The sequence below is a fragment of the Chryseobacterium glaciei genome (assembly GCF_001648155.1).
Lineage (GTDB): Bacteria > Bacteroidota > Bacteroidia > Flavobacteriales > Weeksellaceae > Chryseobacterium > Chryseobacterium glaciei.
Map to the genome: position 1 here is coordinate 1,489,377 of NZ_CP015199.1, position 19,587 is coordinate 1,508,963.

A 19,587-nucleotide genomic window follows, 5' to 3' on the forward strand; every position below is an offset into this window, starting at 1 on the left:
ATTATTTTGTACAGTAACTCGTTGAGAAATCAGCGAGTTTTTTATCTTTAATGTCTATGAAAAACTTAATTGTAATTTTCGGGTGCTTCTTTATGTTGCTGTTCACTACAAGCTGTAGGAAAAAAACTATAAATCTCGGTAAGGAAATTTCTTTTGAAAGCGAGGAAAATGTTTCTTATGGAAAAGATTCAGAACAAAAAATGGATCTTTACATTCCGAAAAACAGTTTAAATTCTAAACCTGACGTTTTTATCATCATACATGGCGGCGGATGGCGTGGTGGAGAAAAATCTCATTTATCATTCTTCACTTTATCAATGATGCAGAAATTCCCGAATCATATTTTTGCTAATATTGATTATCGATTGGCTTCAACTTCACGTTTTGCAATCCCAAATCAGACCGAGGACATCAATAATACAATGCTTTATTTAGAAAAAACATTACAATATAAACCCAAATTCATTCTTTTAGGAAACAGCGCGGGCGGGCATTTATCCATGCTTTATGCTTATAAATTTGATCAGGCTAGAAAAGTAAAAGCAGTGATTAATATTGTTGGCCCATCCGATTTGTCTGATCCCAATTTTAAAAAATATACGGATTATTCTTTTGTTGAAAAACATTTAATTGATCCTAAAAGTCTTTCCTCTGATGTATCAATGATGAATTTTGCCAGTCCGACACATTCGATAAACAGCACTTCAGCTCCAACACTTTCCTATTATGGAAATAATGATCAGATCATCCCATTATCTCAAAAGCAAATATTAGATTCTCTTTTAAATAAAAACAAGGTCGTTAATGAATCTTTCGAATTCAATGGCGGACATCTTGATTGGGACAAAAAAAATAATGCTTCTTTTTTAATGAATAAAATTGATGCGTTTTTGAAAAAAATTGATAAGAAATAATTTTGAAAAAATCAAACCTAACAGGTTTTAAAAACCTGTTAGGTTTAGAGAAAAACTGCTTAATTCAGCAATTCTTTATTTTTAATATCCCAGTACTTTTTTCACTTCAAGACCTGTGACATTTAACGTATTCAAGCATTTTGTAAAATTAGCAGTACTGCTCAAATCCCAATATGGTAATAATACAATCACAGAAACATCATTCGTTGGATCATAAGTCATTAAGGATAGATAGCCTTCTGTTGCTCCGTTATGACCATATCCGATGCCTGCAAAATTAGAACATCCCAACGCATATCCGGAAGTTGTAGCCGCCCCTTTGCTCGTTCTCATCAGTTCAGCACTTGAAGCATATAACACATTTTGACCTTTCATTAAACTTCTGATATAATCTGTAAGCATCACCATCGTTCCTACTCCATTTCCCTCTCCGATGTGGGCACTTGCGTTTTTTTGATCGGTAATTTCGTTATGATTGGCATATTTAATAAAACCTTTTACGTAAGGTGAAGGCAATTGTTTATCAGATGCTAACTCAGGAAACTTGATACCAAGAGGTTTTTTTGTTCCCGGGCCAACAATTTGATCATACATGTAATCTCCATATGTTTTTGAAGAACTTGTCTTTTGAGAATAGATCCTTGCAATAATCTCGCTTAAAATAGCAAATCCTGTGTTTGAATAATGATAAACAGAATTTGGAACTCCATAGGTAAGGTTATGATCTTTCAAAATTTTGACATATTCACTTGCCGTAAACTGATGATCTGGGAAATTTTCTAGCATATAATCTGTATACGTTTCACCATTCACGTCATATTGAGAAGGATCATTCGTTACATCATAAATTCCGGCATTGTGCTGTAAAATCTGACGAATGGTTATAAGATTCTTATTCGGAAAATCCCAATCTGCAACATCCGGCGTGTAAGGAACAGTCGTTCCCGGAATATTTGCTGTGATTTTATCATCAAGTTTAAGCCAACCGTCTTGCATCATTTTCAAAATAGCGGTTGAAGTAAAGTTTTTTGTATTGCTCGCAAAACGAAAATATGTATTTGGAGTAACAACAGAACCATTTGTTCCTTTAATTGTACTAAAATAAGTTCCTTTTGGAGAAACGACATAAACGCTTAACGAAGGAACATCAGTATTAAGATCCTTTTGAAGGTTGGCATGAATATTCTTCACAGCTGCATCCACTTCAATTTGATAATTTTTTTCAGCCTCATTATCACTACAACCTAAAATAAAAGGCAGGAATAATGAAAGTGACAGAAGTTTAAGTTTTTTCATGGTTTAGTTTTAATTATTTTATGCTGTAAATTTCGGCATTTTTTTTAGAAATATTTCATCTAATGGAGATTATAGATTAAAATATTCATTAATTTATTGAATATGATTATCATACTAAAAACAAAACCTCTCAGAATCAAATCCTGAGAGGCTTAAATAAATATCTTTAAAATGTTATTCTGATTTTACAACTTCCGTTCTTTCCGAAATACCATTAGCATTGAAAGCCTCGATTTGGAAATAATAAGAATCTACTCTGTCTGCTCCGGTGAAGAAATATTCATTCTTTCCGTATACCATGATGCTTCCGTACATTTTATCAGGAGATTTTCCCCAATAGATTATATATCCGTCTGCATCCTGATTTTGCTGCCACTTCATCCAGATACTTCTTCTTTCACCAAATTTTTTAGGATCAGCCCTTAATGGAACAAAGTTTTCAACCTTTGCGGGTGCTATTCCCGCTCCCTTTCCGAATACTCTGAAACCGCTTAATGCAAATTTTCCTGTTGGCATTTTTAAGTTTTCCATTTTCAGGAATCTCGCTTTTGCAGGTTTCTCTAATTCCACATAATCGTGAGGAACGTCTTTGGTATTTTTGCTTTTATCAACAATGACATTCCATTTTTTACCGTCGTCTGAACCGTAAATTTTATACTGATGCATTTTGCCTAAAGTTTTACCCATAAACTCAACATCCTGATCCGCATAATTAATCTGAATCGCATTGATCGTAGAAACTTCTCCTAGATCCGTTTGAAACCACTCTCCTGAATTTCCTGTTTTAGCACTCCAATACGTTTTAATATCTTCATCCACCGCATTGTTTGAATGGTAACCACCCAAAGTAGATGAAACCTGAACGGGTTTATCGTAATTCAACAACATCCAACCTGCAAAAAGACCTTTAGAAAAATCTTTCCCTTGAGCATATTGTGGAAGGAATGTAGGATAATCTCCATAAGCTGTATTCGTGTACATCACATCATCTTTATCAAATCCTGCAGGCCAAATCCCCAATCTTCTTTCAAAATTATTTTTAGTTGAAATAAATATCGTTGAAATATGCCACCAATTTTTGAAATTATCCTCAAAAGTTGCTCCGTGTCCAGCCCCTCTCGCAAAACCTCCCGGTTTATATGAAAATGGGTTGTGTTGCTGATATTCGAAACCTTCAAGAGGATTTTTACTTACATAAACTCCATCAGAATATCCACTGAATTCTGTTGCCGGAGCGCCATACTGCATATAATATTTACCGTTGTGTTTTGTAACCCAAGCACCTTCTACAAAAGGCTGCAAGAAAACATTATCGTTATATTCTCCGAAACGTTCCCAACCGTGATCTTCAGGTTTTAACCTTAAAATAGGTTTTACAAAACCTTCAGACTGCAAATTTTTAACTTTAACTTCTGTACCTAACAAAGGCCATTCATTGCTTGAGCCCCAATATAAATACAGCTTATTTTTGTCCTCATCATAATGAAAAGCCGGATCCCAAGCTCCAACTTTTAAAGTATCGACAGCAATATGCCAGTCATCTTTTGTTGGGTTTGTACTTTTCCAGATGGGGAAATCCTGTTCCCAAGTTGAGCCGTAGACATACAAAGTATCTTTCATCGCCCAAACTGCAGGTGCATTAAGATCGTGAGTATATTTGTTGTCTCGAAGGAATTTTCTTTTCACAAATTTCCAATCCAGCATATCGTCGCTATACCAATACCCCTCCTGATTGGTTGAAAAAAGGAATAATTTGTTTTTAAAATTAACGATCACCGGATCAGCTGTTGCACGGTGTTTCCCCTGATTCGAAAAATTCTTGAACGGTGTATATCCATAATCAATATTGATCGGATTACAGAATGTTTTCTGCTGAGCATTGATAAAAAAGAATGGCAACAGAGCCATCAATAGCATAATTTTCGTTTTCATAAGCACTTTTCACTTTTTTCATCCCGTTAATAATATATTTTAAACCTTATTTTTTTGGCAAGAAAACTTCGGCAAGCATGCAACGTGCACTTCCACCACCGTTTACTTCAATTGTATTTAAATCTGAATAAATAATTTCACAGTATTTTTCAATTGCTGAAACCTGATTTTCATTTAAAGACTTAAATGCAGTCTGACTCATCACTAAAAATTTTTCACCTTCATTATTTTGTACCTGAAGCATATTTCCTGCAAATTGCTGCATTTGCTCTTCAGAGATTTCAATGATTTCTTTTCCAGAATTTTTAATGGTTTCGATGACTTTGCTTCTTTCCAATTCATTATCGATACAGTCTAGACAAATTACCACGAATTTATCAGCAACACACATCATAACATTGGTATGATAAATCGGAAGCCTTTCTGATCCTACTGTCTGAAAAGAATGAAAAACAACAGGTGTAAAACCATATTTATCACAGAATTCTCTGAATAACCTTTCATCCAATCTTAAAGAAACCGAACCGTAAGCCAATTTATTATCGTGATCAAAAATCATACTTCCTGTTCCTTCCAAAAAGTGACCTTGGATTTCCGGCAATGACCAATCATCAATTTCAGAAACCTCAAAACCTTGACCTTTGATCGTTTCAATAATATCTTCTCTTCTTTCTACTCTTCTGTTTGAAGCGAACATCGGATATAAAACTACTTTCCCGTCCTTGTGAAAACTCACCCAGTTATTCGGGAAAATTGAATCCGGTGTGTGAGGATCTATCGTGTCTTTTACAGTGATCACATTGATTCCTTTGTTCCTTAATTTCTCAGCGAAAATATTAAATTCTGCCAAAGCCTTAGATTGAATATCAGAACCTTTCTGTTCAACCTGAAAATAATTGTTTTCCGCCGTCTCTGCATTGTAACCGAATGCAATCGGCTCTATCATTAATACTGTATCTGTTGTCTGCATTTGTTTTGAGTTTGAGGGTGTTTTGGGTTTGAGAGTCTGAGTGTTTTAGTGTTTTAGTGTTTTAGTGTTTTAGTGTAAATTATTTTTCGCCTTGATTTACTGATGAAAATGAACACCAACTTTGTGACTGACTCATCATATTGACCAACATCCCAATTATTTGATTATACTGATTGTTTAAATTATTAAATTGTTCTTCATTAATGTAGTTACATTTTAGAGCAAATAGAAGCCATGTTTGGGTTTCTCTCGCTTCACCTTCAGAATCTGTAAGTTTGGCTACAAAAGATTTTTCATATTTTCTTTTTCCCCAAGCTTCACTGATATTTGCAGAAACCGACCTTGAAGATCTCCTGATTTGATCGGTAAGAGAATAAAATTCTTCTTTAGGAAAAGATTTCGAAAGTTCATAAATAATCATAGCCACATCAACAGATTTTTGAAAAACCTTCAGATCCTGATGAAATTTAATTATTGACATATTTGTATTTTCAACTAAAATAGAAAAAAAAACAAATACTTTTATAAACCTTCAAACACTAACATTCTCCCACTCTAAAACTCTACTACACTCCTACTCCCTAACAAGCGGCATCGTAGAACATCTCAACAATCCTCCCATTTTAGAAATTTCTCTGTACGGAATTTCTTCAACCGTCATTCCCCATTCGTTTCTTAGGTGATTGTTCATTCTTGTAAAAGCTTTGTCTGATACTACAATTTCGGGTGAAATTGAGAAAATATTCGGACACATTTCAAACATTTCCTCGTCTGTGACATGGAAACAGTTTTCTTCTCCAAAAATATCAATGATCAAACGGTAATCACTTTCATCCACAAAACCGTTTTTATAAATGATGCATTTATCTTTCCCAACCGGGTTGAATGTACAATCTAAATGTAAAATTCCTTCATATGGAATTCTGTCATTTTTCTTTAATTCCAAATCAATAATTCTCTTTTTTGGAAAATATTCCTTTAGAATTTCAATCGCGTATTCGTTTGTTCTTGCAGTTTTATAATTTCTGTAATCTTCACTGAAACATGTCCCAATGAAAAGAAAATCGTTCCAAACGATCACATCACCGCCTTCAATGTGGGCTGTTTCCGGAAGGTTGATTATTGTTCTCCATGCTACTTTTTCGTAAACATTTTTGTAAGCTTCCTGCTCATCGGCTCTGTCTGCAATGACGTTTGAAATAATCATTTTATCATCGATCACAAAAGCTACATCTCTTGCGAAAACCTGATTGTAATCTTTAATGATACTCGGACGCAGCACCTCTACATCATATTTTTTCAAAACTGCTTCAAAAGCATTCATTTCATTGATGATATCCTCTTCTTTTGGATACATGTTGTTTTCGATTGAGTAATATGACTTGGCATCATAGCTTTCCTCAAGCGTGGGAACAGATCCCATTGAATTGGGTTGGCCTAAAACTACTGATTTCAGCCTTCCCGTTTCGTTTTTAATGTTTAGTTTCATAAAGATTTATGCAATACTACAAATATAAGTAAAGGTCTGTATTTAGGAAACTTTTGAGCCGTTTTATAAACAAGCTTTAATTTTATACTGCAAAATCTCAGTTCTACAGTTTTTAGTTAAGTTTTTCGAATTAAAGACAGATTTAATTGCTTCCATCAAAGGATTTGAAAGATAATTTTAGATATAACATATTGCTAATTATTAATTTACGTTTAAAATTTTATTCACATTTAAAATAAATTCCTATCTTAGTGATATAGTTTTCGCGAAAAATTAAATTTAACTATTAACATCAAATCACAAAATCATGAACAAGAAAAATCCAGTGCTGAAACATGCACAAAAATTAGGAAGAGATCAACAAAAATCAATTGTAGGAGGCATCGCAATCGGTGGGGCAAGACGCTGCTGCGAATGGGATGACTCAGGAAAATGCTATATCTGGACATGCGACAGATGCCAATGTCCTTAATTAAAAATATAAACCCCACTTCCTAAAAGTGGGGTTTATTTTATCTTGCTCTGTTCTCTTCTTCTGTCTTCTGTATATCTTTTGTCTGATATTTTGAGCTTCCAAAGTTATAACTTAAAGAAAATATCAATCTTTGAGTATCCCACCAATGTGTAAATCGGGTATCCATAATCTGTTTATGTCTGAATTCCATACGTTGATCATAAGAATCAAAAATATTATTAAAGCTTATTTTCGTATTCAGTTTATTATCAAACCAAGCTTTTTGAACTGAAATATCTACTGTATATCTCAGCTTAATTATATACAAACTATTTCCCGTTTTAGATTCATAATTTGTAAAAACATTAACCGTATAGCCTTTTGGCAAAGAGAAAACCTGATTTAATCGAATCTCATAATTATAAATTTTTAAGGCAAAGATTTCATCCAGATAAGGTCTGAATTCATGATTATAATATCCCACGATCTGGCTGTTTACATTCCACCATTTCGCTATTTTTATGGGAAAACTCATTTCTAAAGTCGCAAAATTCCGATACGGCAGATTGGTTCCTAAAAACTCCAAAACATTAGTTTCAGGATTGTAGATAGGATAACGTACCATCACATCTGTTTCTTTTCCAACAGTGAAAGCTGTTACCCAATTTTTATATCGATAGGTTGCTTTAATCTGATTGGTAAAAGAGGGTTGCAGGTAAGGGTTTCCAATCCAATAATTCAGCGGACTATAATAAAACCTAAAAGGATTGAGCTGTGAAAAAACCGGTCTTGTAATTTTTCTGCTGTAAGAGAATGAAAGCTCATTAGATTTGTTGAATGCATAACTTGCACTAAAAGATGGCAGCCATTTCAGATAATTTCTCGCCACAACAGAGTCTATCGTTACAGCATTAGAAATACTTTGAGTATTTTCAAATCTTAATCCCGCATTGATCTGAAGCTTATTAAATTTCCGACTGTATGCCAAATATCCTGCAAATATTCTCTCTTTGTATGAAAATTGATTGCTTCTCGTTGGATCAAAAATGAATTGTTTATCTACCGCCAACGTATCATATCTAATCATATTATTCGTTTTAGTATCACTGAATTTTGCACCCGCCTCAAAAGTAGCACCTCCTATTTTTTGAGAAACATCAACTTGCCCTGTATAAATACTAATCTTGTTGAGGAGATCAGATTTCCAATAGGATAAAAGCTGTGAAGTTGGCATATCATTATTCAGAAAATCGTCTTTTTGCTTATTTTCAACCGAAAGATAGTTACCTAAAAAGCTCAGTTTAAAATTTTTATGCTGGAAAGAATAATCTGTAGTTACTCCGTAATTATCTTGAAAATAGTTCGTAGGATTTTTACTTTCTGTATTAAAAACCAACTGCGTTTCATCTTTATTAACCGTATACAATGAGCCTAAACGAATCCGCTCACTATCTCTAAAGTTCCCCCTTACATTGACTCCAAACCTATTCTTATCATTCAATTTATAATCAACTCCCATCTGAATAGCATAAATTTCCGCATCATCTTTTTGGTAAGTCTGTGTTCTCATAACATTCGTATTTGCTAAACGTTGCAGCGCGTTATAGCGATATGTTGAAATTCCGTTGTTATAACCTAACTGTAGAGTATAGCCTATCTTTTCAGTATTGTAAGAAAGATTCAGGCTATTTTCTTTATAATTAAATTTATTGATGCTGGTGTTTCCAATATAATTTCCTTTCCAGCCCAGATTGGTATTTTTCTTTAATTTAATATCAATAATCCCTTTAAATTCGGCATCATATTTTGAAGATGGATTCGCATTTACTTCAATAGATTCTACCATTTCCGGCGACAGAGATCTAAGATAAGACTGCAATTCCTGATTACTCATTAGAACAGGTTTCCCATTAATAAAAATTGCAGGATTAATTCTTCCTCCCATAAAAATTCCATTTTCCGAATCTATCGTCACACCAGGAGTTTTTCTTAAAACTTCGAGAATATTTGTGGATGTTTTAAAATCTTTATTCCCAGAAACACTCATCACAATATTTCCATCATTGAGCTTTAAATCTCTCCGCGAAGATTGTATAATAACTTCAGAAATAGTTGCGATCGAATCTTTTTGTTTTATAGAATCGGAAACTTTTGCATTGAGAATTTCTTGAGACTTTGCAAAAAATGACAAGAATAGCGACAAGATAAAAATCCATAATTTGGCGTACATAAACTTTAAATTTTATGAAGCCAAAAGTATTGGATGCCGGTAAAAATTAGGTTTTGATGTTTAAATTCCGAAGTACAGAATTATAAATCTAAACTCTGAAACCTAGGCTCAGAAGCCAGTTGAGATTGTTTGTAAAGAAGTGGCGTTGTGTTTTTTATTTTCTTGAAAGTGGAAAAAAATGTAGATTTAGAATTGAATCCAACCTCATATCCAATTTCTTCAAATTTCAGATACGAGCCATTTTCAATTTTTTCACACGCTTCGCTGATTCTGTATTCATTGATGTATGTTGCGAAACTTTTTTCCAAGTTATCATTTAATAATTGCGAAAGCTGATGGGCTGAAATATTCATTTTCATAGCCAGATCACTTAATTTCAAATTCGGGTTTTTATACAGTTCTTCCATATCCATCAACCTTTCTAATTTTGAAACAAAGTTTTCAGCCTGTTCGTCCGATATCTTTTTATTAGAATATTTACGCTCTTCTTTTACTGCTGCGGATCGATATTTATTGTTGAATAAAATCAGGATATTACCATATAAAATTAAAGAAAATACAAGACTCCCTCCCGCACAATATATCGGAATCCAACCTGTGGACATGAGCTGATAAGCTAAAAAGATGATTACATTACTTATTAAAACCGGAAGAATATATTGCGTCAGTTTCTTAGCATCTTTCTTTGAAAAAATATAATATTTATAAACGGATAGAAAAATAAAAACCGTCCAGACCCCATAAATAAATGTTGCAAAATATCTATCCCAAGTAACAGGAAAAATAAGATACAAAAGTCCGACTGTACCAAGAATCAAAGTCAGGATACCAAAGGATTGTCTAGATTTTTTAAGATCAAACTGTTCTTGTAAAAAAGAAGAACGAATATAATAATACAAAGCCGGACCTGTAAAAAAGAGCGCTGACAATCCCAAATGTGGAATAATTAGAGGCCAGTCCGGATAGAAATAAATACAAACAGAAATCCCTACTCTGATGCTTAAAGTCAATAAAATTAATCCCAAAAAGAAATCCGGAATATATTTTAGTTTCTTAATAAACACCAAATAAAGTCCAAGTAGAAGCCCATTAAAGGCTCCTATCGCACTAAAGAAGAATAACATTTGCTGTCCGAAACTCATTGTTAAATTAATTTTTCATGAAAAGTAAATTTAATGATTTTCTTAGGTTCAATTTCAGATAATTAAGTAAAATATTATTGTTCAGTGATATTTTAAAATTGACTACGAGTAAACGTTCATAATATCAACTTTTTCAAAGAAACAAAGCAGAAATTATATCAACGAAATCATTAAACAAAAAAATCCCAAAGCATAACTTTGGGATTTGTACTGATCTGAAACAAATATTATCTGTTTACTAAATCGATATAGTCTCTTTTTTGAGCTCCTTGGTAAACCTGTCTTGGTCTTCCGATTGGATCTCCTTTAATTCTCATTTCTTTCCATTGAGCGATCCAGCCTGGAAGTCTTCCTAATGCAAACATTACTGTAAACATTTCTGTAGGAATTCCTAACGCTCTGTAGATGATTCCTGAATAGAAATCTACGTTTGGATATAGTTTTCTTTCGATGAAGTACTCATCTTCCAATGCTACTTTTTCTAGTTGCATAGCAATATCAAGCGCTTTGTCTTCAATTCCTAATGCAATTAATAAATCGTCAGCAGCTTTTTTGATAATTTTCGCTCTTGGGTCGAAGTTTTTGTAAACTCTGTGTCCGAATCCCATCAAACGGAAGCTGTCGTTTTTGTCTTTCGCTTTTTCAACCCACTTGTTAACGTCTCCACCATCTTTTTCGATCAATTCAAGCATTTCGATAACCGCTTGGTTTGCACCACCGTGAAGTGGCCCCCAAAGTGCAGAAATACCAGCAGAAACTGAAGCAAAAAGACCTGTGTGAGCAGAACCTACCATTCTTACAGTAGATGTAGAACAGTTTTGCTCATGGTCAGCATGAAGAATTAATAATTTATCTAAAGCTCCAACTACCACTGGATTGATTTCGAAATCAGCATTTGGTTGTCTGAAAGCCATTTTGTAGAAATTCTCTACATAGTTTAGATTGTTATCTCCGTGGTTTAATGGTAAACCTAGAGTTTTTCTGTATGTCCAAGCAGCAAGGTGAGCAAATTTAGCAATAAGCAATTCTGCAGCAAGATCCATCTCTTCTTTAGAGTTTACGTTAACAGCTTTCGGGTTGAAGGCTGTTAAAGCAGAAGTTAAAGAAGATAAAACTCCCATTGGGTGAGCAGAACGAGGGAAAGCATCGATGATTTTTTTCATCTCCTCTGCTACGAAGTTATATTTTTTGATATTACCGTTGAAGGTATTGAATTGATCTGAAGTTGGTAATTCACCGTGTAACAAAAGGTACATTACTTCTGTGAAGTTAGACTTTTCAGCAATCTGCTCGATAGGATATCCTCTGTAGAATAATTCTCCTTTATCTCCGTCTAAGTAAGTGATGTCACTTAATGTAGCTCCTGTATTTTTGTAACCTAAATCTAGAGTGATTAAACCTGTTTGGTCTCTTAGTTTTGAAATATCGATCCCTCTGTCTCCGATAGTACTATCCACGATTGGATATTCATATGAATTACCGTCGTAATTCAATATTACTTTGTTGTCTGACATTTATTTATTTTTTTTCTAAATTTACTAAATTCCATAAAATACGGCAAACAAAAATTATCGCTTGCCGTTATTTATAATTTCAATTATCTTTTGATCTTAAATGCTCCTAAACCTGGGAAAATTGCTGTTTCACCAAGAGCTTCTTCAATTCTCAATAGCTGGTTGTATTTCGCCATTCTGTCTGATCTTGAAGCAGAACCTGTTTTGATCTGTCCGCAATTCATTGCAACTGCTAAATCAGCGATTGTAGAATCTTCAGTTTCACCCGATCTGTGAGACATTACTGAAGTGAATTTGTTGTGCTGAGCCATTTGTACAGCTGCCATTGTTTCAGAAAGAGAACCAATTTGGTTTACTTTTACAAGAATTGAGTTGGCAATTCCTTCTTCAACACCTCTCGCTAATCTTTCAACATTAGTTACGAATAAATCGTCACCTACCAATTGTACTCTGTCACCGATCTTGTCAGTTAACATTTTCCAACCTTCCCAGTCATTTTCCTGCATACCGTCTTCGATAGAAATGATTGGATATTTGTTTGCAAGATCAGCTAAATAAGAAACCTGCTCACTGCTTGTAAATTGCGCAGCATCCGGAGTCTGGAATTTTCTGTAATCATAAATTCCATCTTTATAGAATTCTGAAGCAGCACAGTCTAATGCGATCATAACATCATCACCAGGCTTGTAACCCGCTTTTTCAATTGCCTGAAGCAAAGTATCCAAAGCATCTTCAGTTCCTTTGAAAGTTGGTGCGAAACCTCCTTCGTCACCTACCGCAGTAGAAAGACCTCTTGAATGAAGGATAGCTTTTAGGCTGTGGAAAATTTCAGTTCCTTTTCTCAACGCGTGAGAGAAAGAATCTGCTTTTACCGGCATTACCATAAATTCCTGGAACGCGATAGGCGCATCAGAGTGAGAACCACCGTTGATAACGTTCATCATCGGAACAGGAAGTGTATTAGCATTAACACCACCTACATATTTATATAAAGGCATTTTCAATTCTGCTGCTGCTGCTTTTGCTGCTGCCAATGAAACTCCAAGGATTGCGTTTGCTCCAAGACTTCCTTTATTAGGTGTTCCATCAAGCTCGATCATGATCTGATCTAAAAGATTCTGATCAAAAACCGGAAGACCAACTAACTCAGGCGCTATTACTTCTCTTACGTTTTCAACAGCTTTAAGAACCCCTTTCCCCATATATTCTGAACCACCATCACGTAATTCAACCGCTTCATGTTCTCCTGTAGATGCTCCCGAAGGTACTGCAGCACGACCCATTGCGCCACTTTCTGTAAATACATCTACTTCTACTGTAGGATTTCCTCTTGAATCCAAAATTTGTCTCGCTTCTATGTAAGAAATGTAACTCATTTTTCCGTTTTTTTTATAGTTTATACAAATTTAATCAATTTTTAACTTTTTTGATCATAAATGGACTGCCTTTTCGACCAATTCCAAGTTAAATTTTAGTTAATATTGAAATGTAAAAAAGGCAGTATTTCATCTTTTAAACAAAATCATGTCTTAAGATTTTTATTTTTAAATTTTCAGCGATAATTATTGGTTTGTTTTTTGTTTTATTAAATTTATTCTAATTTCTTTACGACAGAAAATTAACTTTCAAAATACATTAAAAAGAATAAATAACATGAAAAAAGGACTTTTAATCACAGTTTCACTTGTTGCTTTATCGTTAGTAAGCTGCAACAAGACTGAAAGTGGCAATAAAAATATTATTAAAACTGATAGTTCTGAAACAACTATTGTTGATAATAAAGGGAAAATAGATTCTTCGACAGTAAATTCATCTACAATAGAAGTGAATGGGCAGAAAACAGAAAAGACAGATTTCGTTTATAAAGCAACAGACGGAGCTTTAGTAAAAGTAGTTTTCAAGAATGATCCGAAAGAAAGTACAGTAGCGATCACAAGCAACAAAAAAACTTTCACACTGGAAAAGAAAGAAACGAAAGATGGCGAAACGATCTATAAAAAAGATGATATGACGGCAAGAGTAAAAGGTGACAGCCTTCATCTTGAGCAAGGCAACAACATCATCGAGTTAAAAAGAACCAAAATCTAAAACATAAAAAAACCGTTCAGAAGCCTGAACGGTTTTTATTTATTTCTTAATGACTTTTTCTAAGTACGTCTTATCTTCAGTAATTACTTTCACAAAATAATTTCCTTTTTCCAAATCAGAAATATCAATTGAACTCTCTTTTACATTCTCAATATTTCTAAAAATTCTTCCGGAAATATCAAATACAATGATACTTTTTATTTTTTCTTTTATATCAAAAAATAATATGGATGAAGTTGGATTTGGGTAAATCCTTATTTTGTTGTTTATTTCTAATTTAGGATCGTTGGTAGAAAGATTACCCGTTACCAGGTCTATTACATAGAAACCTGTTGCCCCTACTGCTACCATATAATTTTTAGCAAAAGCAACTTTATTAATCGTACTGCCTGGTGTAAGCAACAATTGTGTTGTTATAATTTTCTGCCACGATGCTCCAAAATTTGTTGTTTTATAAACATCTCTATAGAGATCCATAGCATATCCTGTACCATCCGAAAAAATTTCATAATCTTTAAAAAATGACATTGGCGAAGGTACAGACGTCCATGTCGCTCCTAAATTCGTTGTATAATATTTACCAATATATACTCTTGAAGAGTTTCCAAAGACAATATTCCTTGCATCTGCTATTGCTCCGGGATAATTGGTAACGGCAGCCCATGTCAGTCCACCATCTACAGTTTTCATAACTTTTTCTCGCTGCACAAGAAAACCTACATTATTATCGATAAATTTCATTGAAGAAACTTCCCATTCAACACTCACTGGCGGAGTCCATCCACCCGCAGCAGAATACGTTGAGATATATCCTGTAAATTGGTTGGAATTGGTTCCCAAATTGGCAATTGCAAAATCTCCATTGGGTTTCATAGCCGGTATGGTTAATCTTGTATTAGGAGATATAGCTTCCGTCCAAGTTAGTCCATTATCAATTGTTTTCCAAAATTGAGATGTACTTCTTCCTATAGCAATACCTTTCCCATCAGGTAATATATTCATTGCTCCTGCAGGGAAATCATTTCTCGAAGCCTCCCAAGAATAACCTTTGTCTTGAGAAAAATAGCTAAAAGGTACTATTGCTAATTTTTCACTTGCATAAGCCTGATTGTAAAGTGCCCAGTAGATCCATTTCATAGCTAAAGGATTCCAATTCAGCAAGTCTGTACTTTTAAAAATGGTATGGCGTAATTGGCTGCTACCCGTGTCATTATTTGTTCCCGCAAGAACAAAATCAGGATGAGTCGCAAGACAAGTAAAAACATGAAAAACAGGAGGATACATCGCTGTATTTGTCCATACTTCCCCTGTAGTAGTTTTGTATAATTTATTGGGATTTCCTATGGCAATATATTCATTGTTATACAATTTAATATCATTTAAGGTTCCAACGCCTGCGGCTTCATTCCAAGTATTTCCTCCATCTAAAGTATATAGAGGGTTTCCACCATATTTTGTAGCAATTCCATTCATCGAATCTTTAAATACAATCTTGCTAAATTCCACGGAACTTGTATTCATCTTTACCCATGTCTGTCCTCCATTAGTCGTTTTAAAAATAAAACTGTTTCCGAGTGTTGCATCCGAAACACAAAATCCGGTATTTGCATCAGTAAAAAATACACTCATGATTTTATCCTGATACACTGTTGGAACAATGTAGCTAACCCATGTCGCCCCTCCGTTGGTAGATTTATGTATTCTGCTATTATCCGAGCCTATGAATATGGTATTATCATTCAGTACAAAAATTGTCTGAGTATTTGTGGGAAGCGGATAAGAAACCCCTGGAGTAGAAAACTTGGGATCGGTAATCCGAAGATCACCTCCTATGATAGCATACCCTTTGTTGTTATGAATCGTAAAATCGGCGACATTTTTTGAATTATCATTAATCTGTCTCCATGTTTTTCCATTGTTTTCGGTGATAATTAAATCATTATTATCATTATCCTTATGCGCTAAATAGCTGCCATCCGGTAAGATTTCCATTTTTTTCACCTGCTCCAGTCGGATGAAAGGAGTTGCGAGCTGCCAGTCTAAAGTAGGAGCCTGACTGAAAACTAAAACACAAAATTGTAATAAAATAAAAAGTAAAGTTTTTTTCATGGTCAAAATTTTAGTAAAAATAAAGGAGCCTGTAAATACATACACGCTCCTTTTATATCTTGAAGAAAATATTATATTATTCTTCAGTTTTTTCCTCTGTAGAATCAGTTGCTTCAGCCGTAGGCTCTTCAACTTTTTCTTCTACTTTAGGAGCATCAGCAACTACAGCTTCTTTTTTAGCAGTTGTAGCTCTTCTACTTCTTCTAGTAGTCTTTTTCTCGTCAGCATTAGGGTTGTAAAGTTCGTTGAAATCAACAAGCTCGATAAGAGCCATATCAGCAGCATCACCTTGTCTGAAACCAGTCTTGATGATTCTTGTATACCCGCCGTTTCTTTCTGCGATTTTAGGAGCTACTGATCTGAAAAGTTCAGTAACCGCTTCTTTACTTTGAAGATATGAAAAAACAATTCTTCTATTGTGTGTAGTATCTTCTTTTGCCTTTGTTAATAGAGGTTCAACATATACTCTTAAAGCTTTCGCTTTAGCTACAGTAGTGTTGATTCTTTTATGCTCAATTAGAGAACAAGCCATATTAGAAAGTAAAGCACTTCTATGAGAAGCTGTTCTTCCTAAGTGATTGAATTTTTTACCGTGTCTCATTATTAATTATTTATCAGCGTCTAACTTATATTTTGCAACGTCGAAACCGAAGTTAAGACCTTTTGAATGCACTAATTCTTCTAGTTCTGTCAAAGATTTTTTACCAAAATTTCTGAATTTCATCAAATCAGACTTACTGTAAGAAACCAATTCTCCAAGAGTTTCTACTTCAGCTGCTTTTAGACAGTTAAGGGCTCTTACTGAAAGATCCATATCTGCTAATTTAGACTTAAGAAGTTGTCTTGTGTGAAGAGTCTCTTCATCGTACTGGATAGATGCTTTTACAGCTTCAGTTTCAAGTGTGATTCTCTCATCAGAGAACAACATGAAGTGATAAATTAATATCTTAGAAGCTTCTGTTAAAGCATTCTGAGGGCTGATTGAGCCATCAGTTTCTATATCTAATACAAGTTTTTCGTAGTCTGTTTTTTGCTCTACACGGTAATTTTCAATACTGTATTGTACTTTCTTAATAGGGGTAAAAATAGAGTCAATAGCAATAGTTCCTACAGGAGCATTGTTTGTCTTATTTTGTTCCGAAGGAACGTACCCTCTACCTTTCTCTACATTGAAGGTGATTTCGAAAGTTACATCACTGTTTAGGTTACAGATTAATAAATCCGGATTTAAAATCTCGAATCCACTGATTGATTTACCTAAATCTCCAGCAGTAATAATCGTCTGTCCCGAAACTTTAGCAATAACCTGCTCATTTGTCTGGTTTTCTGCCGTAGCTTTTAGTCTTACCTGCTTAAGGTTAAGAATAATTTCGGTTACGTCTTCGATTACTCCTGGAATAGTTGAAAATTCGTGCTCTACACCTTCTATTTTGATAGATGAAATAGCATATCCTTCCAGAGAAGAAAGCAACACTCTTCTCAAAGCATTACCGATTGTAAGCCCGAAACCTGGTTCTAGAGGTCTGAATTCGAATTGACCTTTAAATTCATCAGAGTTAAGTAAAATTACTTTATCGGGTTTTATGAATTGTAAAATTGCCATATTATTGGGTTGAGCAAAAATTTGATTAAAAAATTATTTAGAGTAAAGTTCGACGATAAGCTGTTCCTTGATGTCTTCCGGGATTTGGATTCTCTCAGGAGCAGAGATGAAAGTACCTTCTTTCTTCTCATCGTTGAATTGTAACCACTCATAATTTGCTTTAGCAGCTAATGAGTCAGTAACAACTTCAAGAGATTTAGATTTCTCTCTTACAGCGATTACGTCACCAGCTTTTACTAAATAAGAAGGGATGTTAAGGATCTCACCATTCACAGTAATGTGTCTGTGAGAAGTTAACTGTCTAGCACCAGCTCTAGTTTTAGAAAAACCTAATCTGTATACTACGTTATCCAATCTTGATTCACAAAGCTGTAATAGAACTTCACCTGTTACACCTTTACTTCTGTGTGCTTTATCGAATAAGTTTGCAAACTGTCTTTCTAAAATACCATAAGTATATTTAGCTTTTTGTTTTTCAGCTAACTGAACTGCATATTCTGATTTTTTAGCACCTCTTCTTTTGTTAGGACCATGTTGTCCTGGCGGTTGGTTTTTTCTCTTTTCGAAGTTTTTGTCATCTCCGTAGATTGCAGCACCAAACTTTCTAGCAATCTTAGTTTTAGGTCCAATATATCTTGCCATAATGGGTAAATTCTAAAAATTAAACTCTTCTTCTTTTTGGTGGTCTACATCCATTGTGTGGCATAGGAGTAACGTCAATAATTTCGCTAACTTCAATACCTGAATTGTGAATTGTTCTGATAGCAGATTCTCTACCTGCACCAGGACCTTTCACATACACCTTTACTCTTCTTAGTCCAGCTTCGTGAGCTACGTTAGAGCAATTTTCAGCTGCCATTTGAGCAGCAAAAGGAGTGTTCTTTTTAGAACCTCTGAATCCCATTTTACCGGCAGAAGCCCAAGAGATAACTTCTCCGCTTTTATTTGTTAAAGAAATGATGATGTTATTGAAAGAAGCTTGAATATGCGCTTCACCAATAGCTTCAACTTTTACTTTTCTTTTTTTAACTACTTTACTTTGTTTTGCCATAATTCCTAACGATTATTTACTTGCTTTTTTCTTGTTAGCAACTGTTTTTCTCTTTCCTTTACGGGTTCTCGAGTTGTTTTTCGTTCTCTGGCCTCTTAAAGGTAGTCCTAGTCTGTGACGTATTCCTCGTTGGCATCCTATGTCCATCAATCTCTTGATGTTCAATTGCACTTCAGATCTTAATTCACCTTCAACTTTTACGTTTTCAGTAATAAAATTTCTGATTGCGGCCAATTCATCGTCATTCCATTCGTTGACTTTCTTATCTTCGCTAATACCGGCAGCTTTAAGGATTTCAGAAGAAGTACTTCTTCCAACTCCATAAATATAAGTCAAACCGATAACGCCTCTTTTGTTTTTTGGTAAATCAATACCTGCAATTCTCGCCATAATTTAATATTAGCCTTGTCTTTGTTTAAATTTTGGGTTCTTCTTGTTGATTACAAATAGTACACCCTTTCTGCGTACGATCTTGCAATCAGCACTTCTTTTTTTGATTGATGCTCTAACTTTCATTTGATAGTATTTATTTTTTAACAATAGCCAAATGGAAACCCGAAGACTCCATTTGGCGGTTGTTTAATATCTAAAAGTAATTCTCCCCTTTGTCAAATCATAGGGAGACATTTCTAGTTTTACCTTATCACCAGGTAAAAGTTTAATATAATGCATTCTCATTTTACCAGAAATATGAGCGATAAGCATATGCCCATTTTCTAGCTCTACACGGAACTGGGCGTTCGAAAGTGCTTCCGTAATAACGCCGTCTTGTTCAATATGTTTTTGTTTTGCCAT

20 protein-coding genes are annotated in these 19,587 nt (G+C 34.4%); 3 read left to right on the forward strand and 17 right to left on the reverse strand.

The features are described from left to right. The first annotated feature begins 56 nt into the window (after positions 1 to 56). Positions 57 to 914 carry an alpha/beta hydrolase gene (locus tag A0O34_RS06605; RefSeq protein ID WP_157885964.1) on the forward strand — a complete coding sequence of 286 codons (858 nt, stop codon included), beginning with the start codon at positions 57 to 59 and terminating at the stop codon, positions 912 to 914. Positions 915 to 995: 81 nt separating this feature from the next. Here the strand turns inward: A0O34_RS06605 and A0O34_RS06610 are convergent, their stop codons facing one another. From A0O34_RS06610 to A0O34_RS06630, 5 genes are all read right to left on the reverse strand, one after another. Then, a complete protein-coding gene (locus A0O34_RS06610) occupies positions 996 to 2,210 on the reverse strand; it encodes a serine hydrolase domain-containing protein (protein ID WP_066752800.1) in 1,215 nt (404 codons plus the stop codon). 174 nt (positions 2,211 to 2,384) lie between these two features. Continuing rightward, positions 2,385 to 4,142 carry a discoidin domain-containing protein gene (locus tag A0O34_RS06615; protein WP_066752802.1) on the reverse strand — a complete coding sequence of 586 codons (1,758 nt, stop codon included), beginning with the start codon at positions 4,140 to 4,142 and terminating at the stop codon, positions 2,385 to 2,387. A 46-nt stretch (positions 4,143 to 4,188) separates the two neighbouring features. Then, entirely contained in the window at positions 4,189 to 5,112 is a 924-nt protein-coding gene (gene ctlX, locus A0O34_RS06620; RefSeq protein WP_066752804.1) for a citrulline utilization hydrolase CtlX, read from the reverse strand. A 79-nt stretch (positions 5,113 to 5,191) separates the two neighbouring features. Further along, complete coding sequence (locus A0O34_RS06625) at positions 5,192 to 5,593, reverse strand: four helix bundle protein (RefSeq protein ID WP_066752808.1); 402 nt, start codon at positions 5,591 to 5,593, stop codon at positions 5,192 to 5,194. Positions 5,594 to 5,686: 93 nt separating this feature from the next. Next, positions 5,687 to 6,601 (reverse strand): dimethylarginine dimethylaminohydrolase family protein, encoded by a 915-nt coding sequence (locus A0O34_RS06630; RefSeq protein ID WP_066752814.1) that lies wholly within the window; start codon positions 6,599 to 6,601, stop codon positions 5,687 to 5,689. A gap of 325 nt (positions 6,602 to 6,926) precedes the next feature. Here A0O34_RS06630 and A0O34_RS22320 point away from each other — a divergent pair, with 325 nt between their 5' ends. Beyond that, positions 6,927 to 7,073: a hypothetical protein gene (locus A0O34_RS22320; RefSeq protein ID WP_157885965.1), complete on the forward strand. Its 147-nt coding sequence runs from the start codon at positions 6,927 to 6,929 to the stop codon at positions 7,071 to 7,073. A 40-nt stretch (positions 7,074 to 7,113) separates the two neighbouring features. On the opposite strand, the gene A0O34_RS06635 is transcribed toward A0O34_RS22320, so the two are convergent. The 4 genes from A0O34_RS06635 to eno form a co-directional block, all read right to left on the reverse strand. Beyond that, the gene (locus A0O34_RS06635; protein WP_066752825.1) at positions 7,114 to 9,285 is read right to left on the reverse strand and encodes a TonB-dependent receptor domain-containing protein; all 2,172 of its coding nucleotides are present in this window, start codon (positions 9,283 to 9,285) and stop codon (positions 7,114 to 7,116) included. 80 nt (positions 9,286 to 9,365) lie between these two features. Next, on the reverse strand, positions 9,366 to 10,427 hold the full coding sequence (locus tag A0O34_RS06640; protein WP_066752828.1) for a helix-turn-helix domain-containing protein: 1,062 nt from the start codon (positions 10,425 to 10,427) through the stop codon (positions 9,366 to 9,368). Positions 10,428 to 10,654: 227 nt separating this feature from the next. Then, positions 10,655 to 11,941, reverse strand: a complete 1,287-nt coding sequence (locus tag A0O34_RS06645) for a citrate synthase (RefSeq protein ID WP_066752831.1) — start codon at positions 11,939 to 11,941, stop codon at positions 10,655 to 10,657. An 83-nt stretch (positions 11,942 to 12,024) separates the two neighbouring features. Then, a complete protein-coding gene (gene eno, locus A0O34_RS06650; protein WP_066752833.1) occupies positions 12,025 to 13,317 on the reverse strand; it encodes a phosphopyruvate hydratase in 1,293 nt (430 codons plus the stop codon). 277 nt (positions 13,318 to 13,594) lie between these two features. Between eno and A0O34_RS06655 the strand changes: the two genes are divergently transcribed. Continuing rightward, positions 13,595 to 14,029, forward strand: a complete 435-nt coding sequence (locus tag A0O34_RS06655; RefSeq protein WP_066752836.1) for a hypothetical protein — start codon at positions 13,595 to 13,597, stop codon at positions 14,027 to 14,029. A gap of 39 nt (positions 14,030 to 14,068) precedes the next feature. On the opposite strand, the gene A0O34_RS22885 is transcribed toward A0O34_RS06655, so the two are convergent. From A0O34_RS22885 to infA, 8 genes are all read right to left on the reverse strand, one after another. Beyond that, on the reverse strand, positions 14,069 to 16,138 hold the full coding sequence (locus A0O34_RS22885) for a T9SS type A sorting domain-containing protein (RefSeq protein ID WP_066752839.1): 2,070 nt from the start codon (positions 16,136 to 16,138) through the stop codon (positions 14,069 to 14,071). A 76-nt stretch (positions 16,139 to 16,214) separates the two neighbouring features. Next, a complete protein-coding gene (gene rplQ, locus A0O34_RS06665) occupies positions 16,215 to 16,739 on the reverse strand; it encodes a 50S ribosomal protein L17 (RefSeq protein WP_066752842.1) in 525 nt (174 codons plus the stop codon). Between the two features lie 6 nt (positions 16,740 to 16,745). Beyond that, positions 16,746 to 17,741, reverse strand: a complete 996-nt coding sequence (locus A0O34_RS06670; protein WP_066752845.1) for a DNA-directed RNA polymerase subunit alpha — start codon at positions 17,739 to 17,741, stop codon at positions 16,746 to 16,748. Between the two features lie 33 nt (positions 17,742 to 17,774). Continuing rightward, positions 17,775 to 18,383: a 30S ribosomal protein S4 gene (gene rpsD, locus A0O34_RS06675; RefSeq protein WP_066752848.1), complete on the reverse strand. Its 609-nt coding sequence runs from the start codon at positions 18,381 to 18,383 to the stop codon at positions 17,775 to 17,777. Between the two features lie 19 nt (positions 18,384 to 18,402). Next, positions 18,403 to 18,792 carry a 30S ribosomal protein S11 gene (rpsK, locus tag A0O34_RS06680; protein ID WP_034702879.1) on the reverse strand — a complete coding sequence of 130 codons (390 nt, stop codon included), beginning with the start codon at positions 18,790 to 18,792 and terminating at the stop codon, positions 18,403 to 18,405. A 12-nt stretch (positions 18,793 to 18,804) separates the two neighbouring features. Then, a complete protein-coding gene (gene rpsM, locus A0O34_RS06685; protein WP_066752851.1) occupies positions 18,805 to 19,182 on the reverse strand; it encodes a 30S ribosomal protein S13 in 378 nt (125 codons plus the stop codon). Positions 19,183 to 19,191: 9 nt separating this feature from the next. Then, positions 19,192 to 19,308, reverse strand: a complete 117-nt coding sequence (rpmJ, locus tag A0O34_RS22075) for a 50S ribosomal protein L36 (protein WP_007839480.1) — start codon at positions 19,306 to 19,308, stop codon at positions 19,192 to 19,194. A gap of 63 nt (positions 19,309 to 19,371) precedes the next feature. Beyond that, a complete protein-coding gene (infA, locus tag A0O34_RS06690) occupies positions 19,372 to 19,587 on the reverse strand; it encodes a translation initiation factor IF-1 (protein WP_047401287.1) in 216 nt (71 codons plus the stop codon).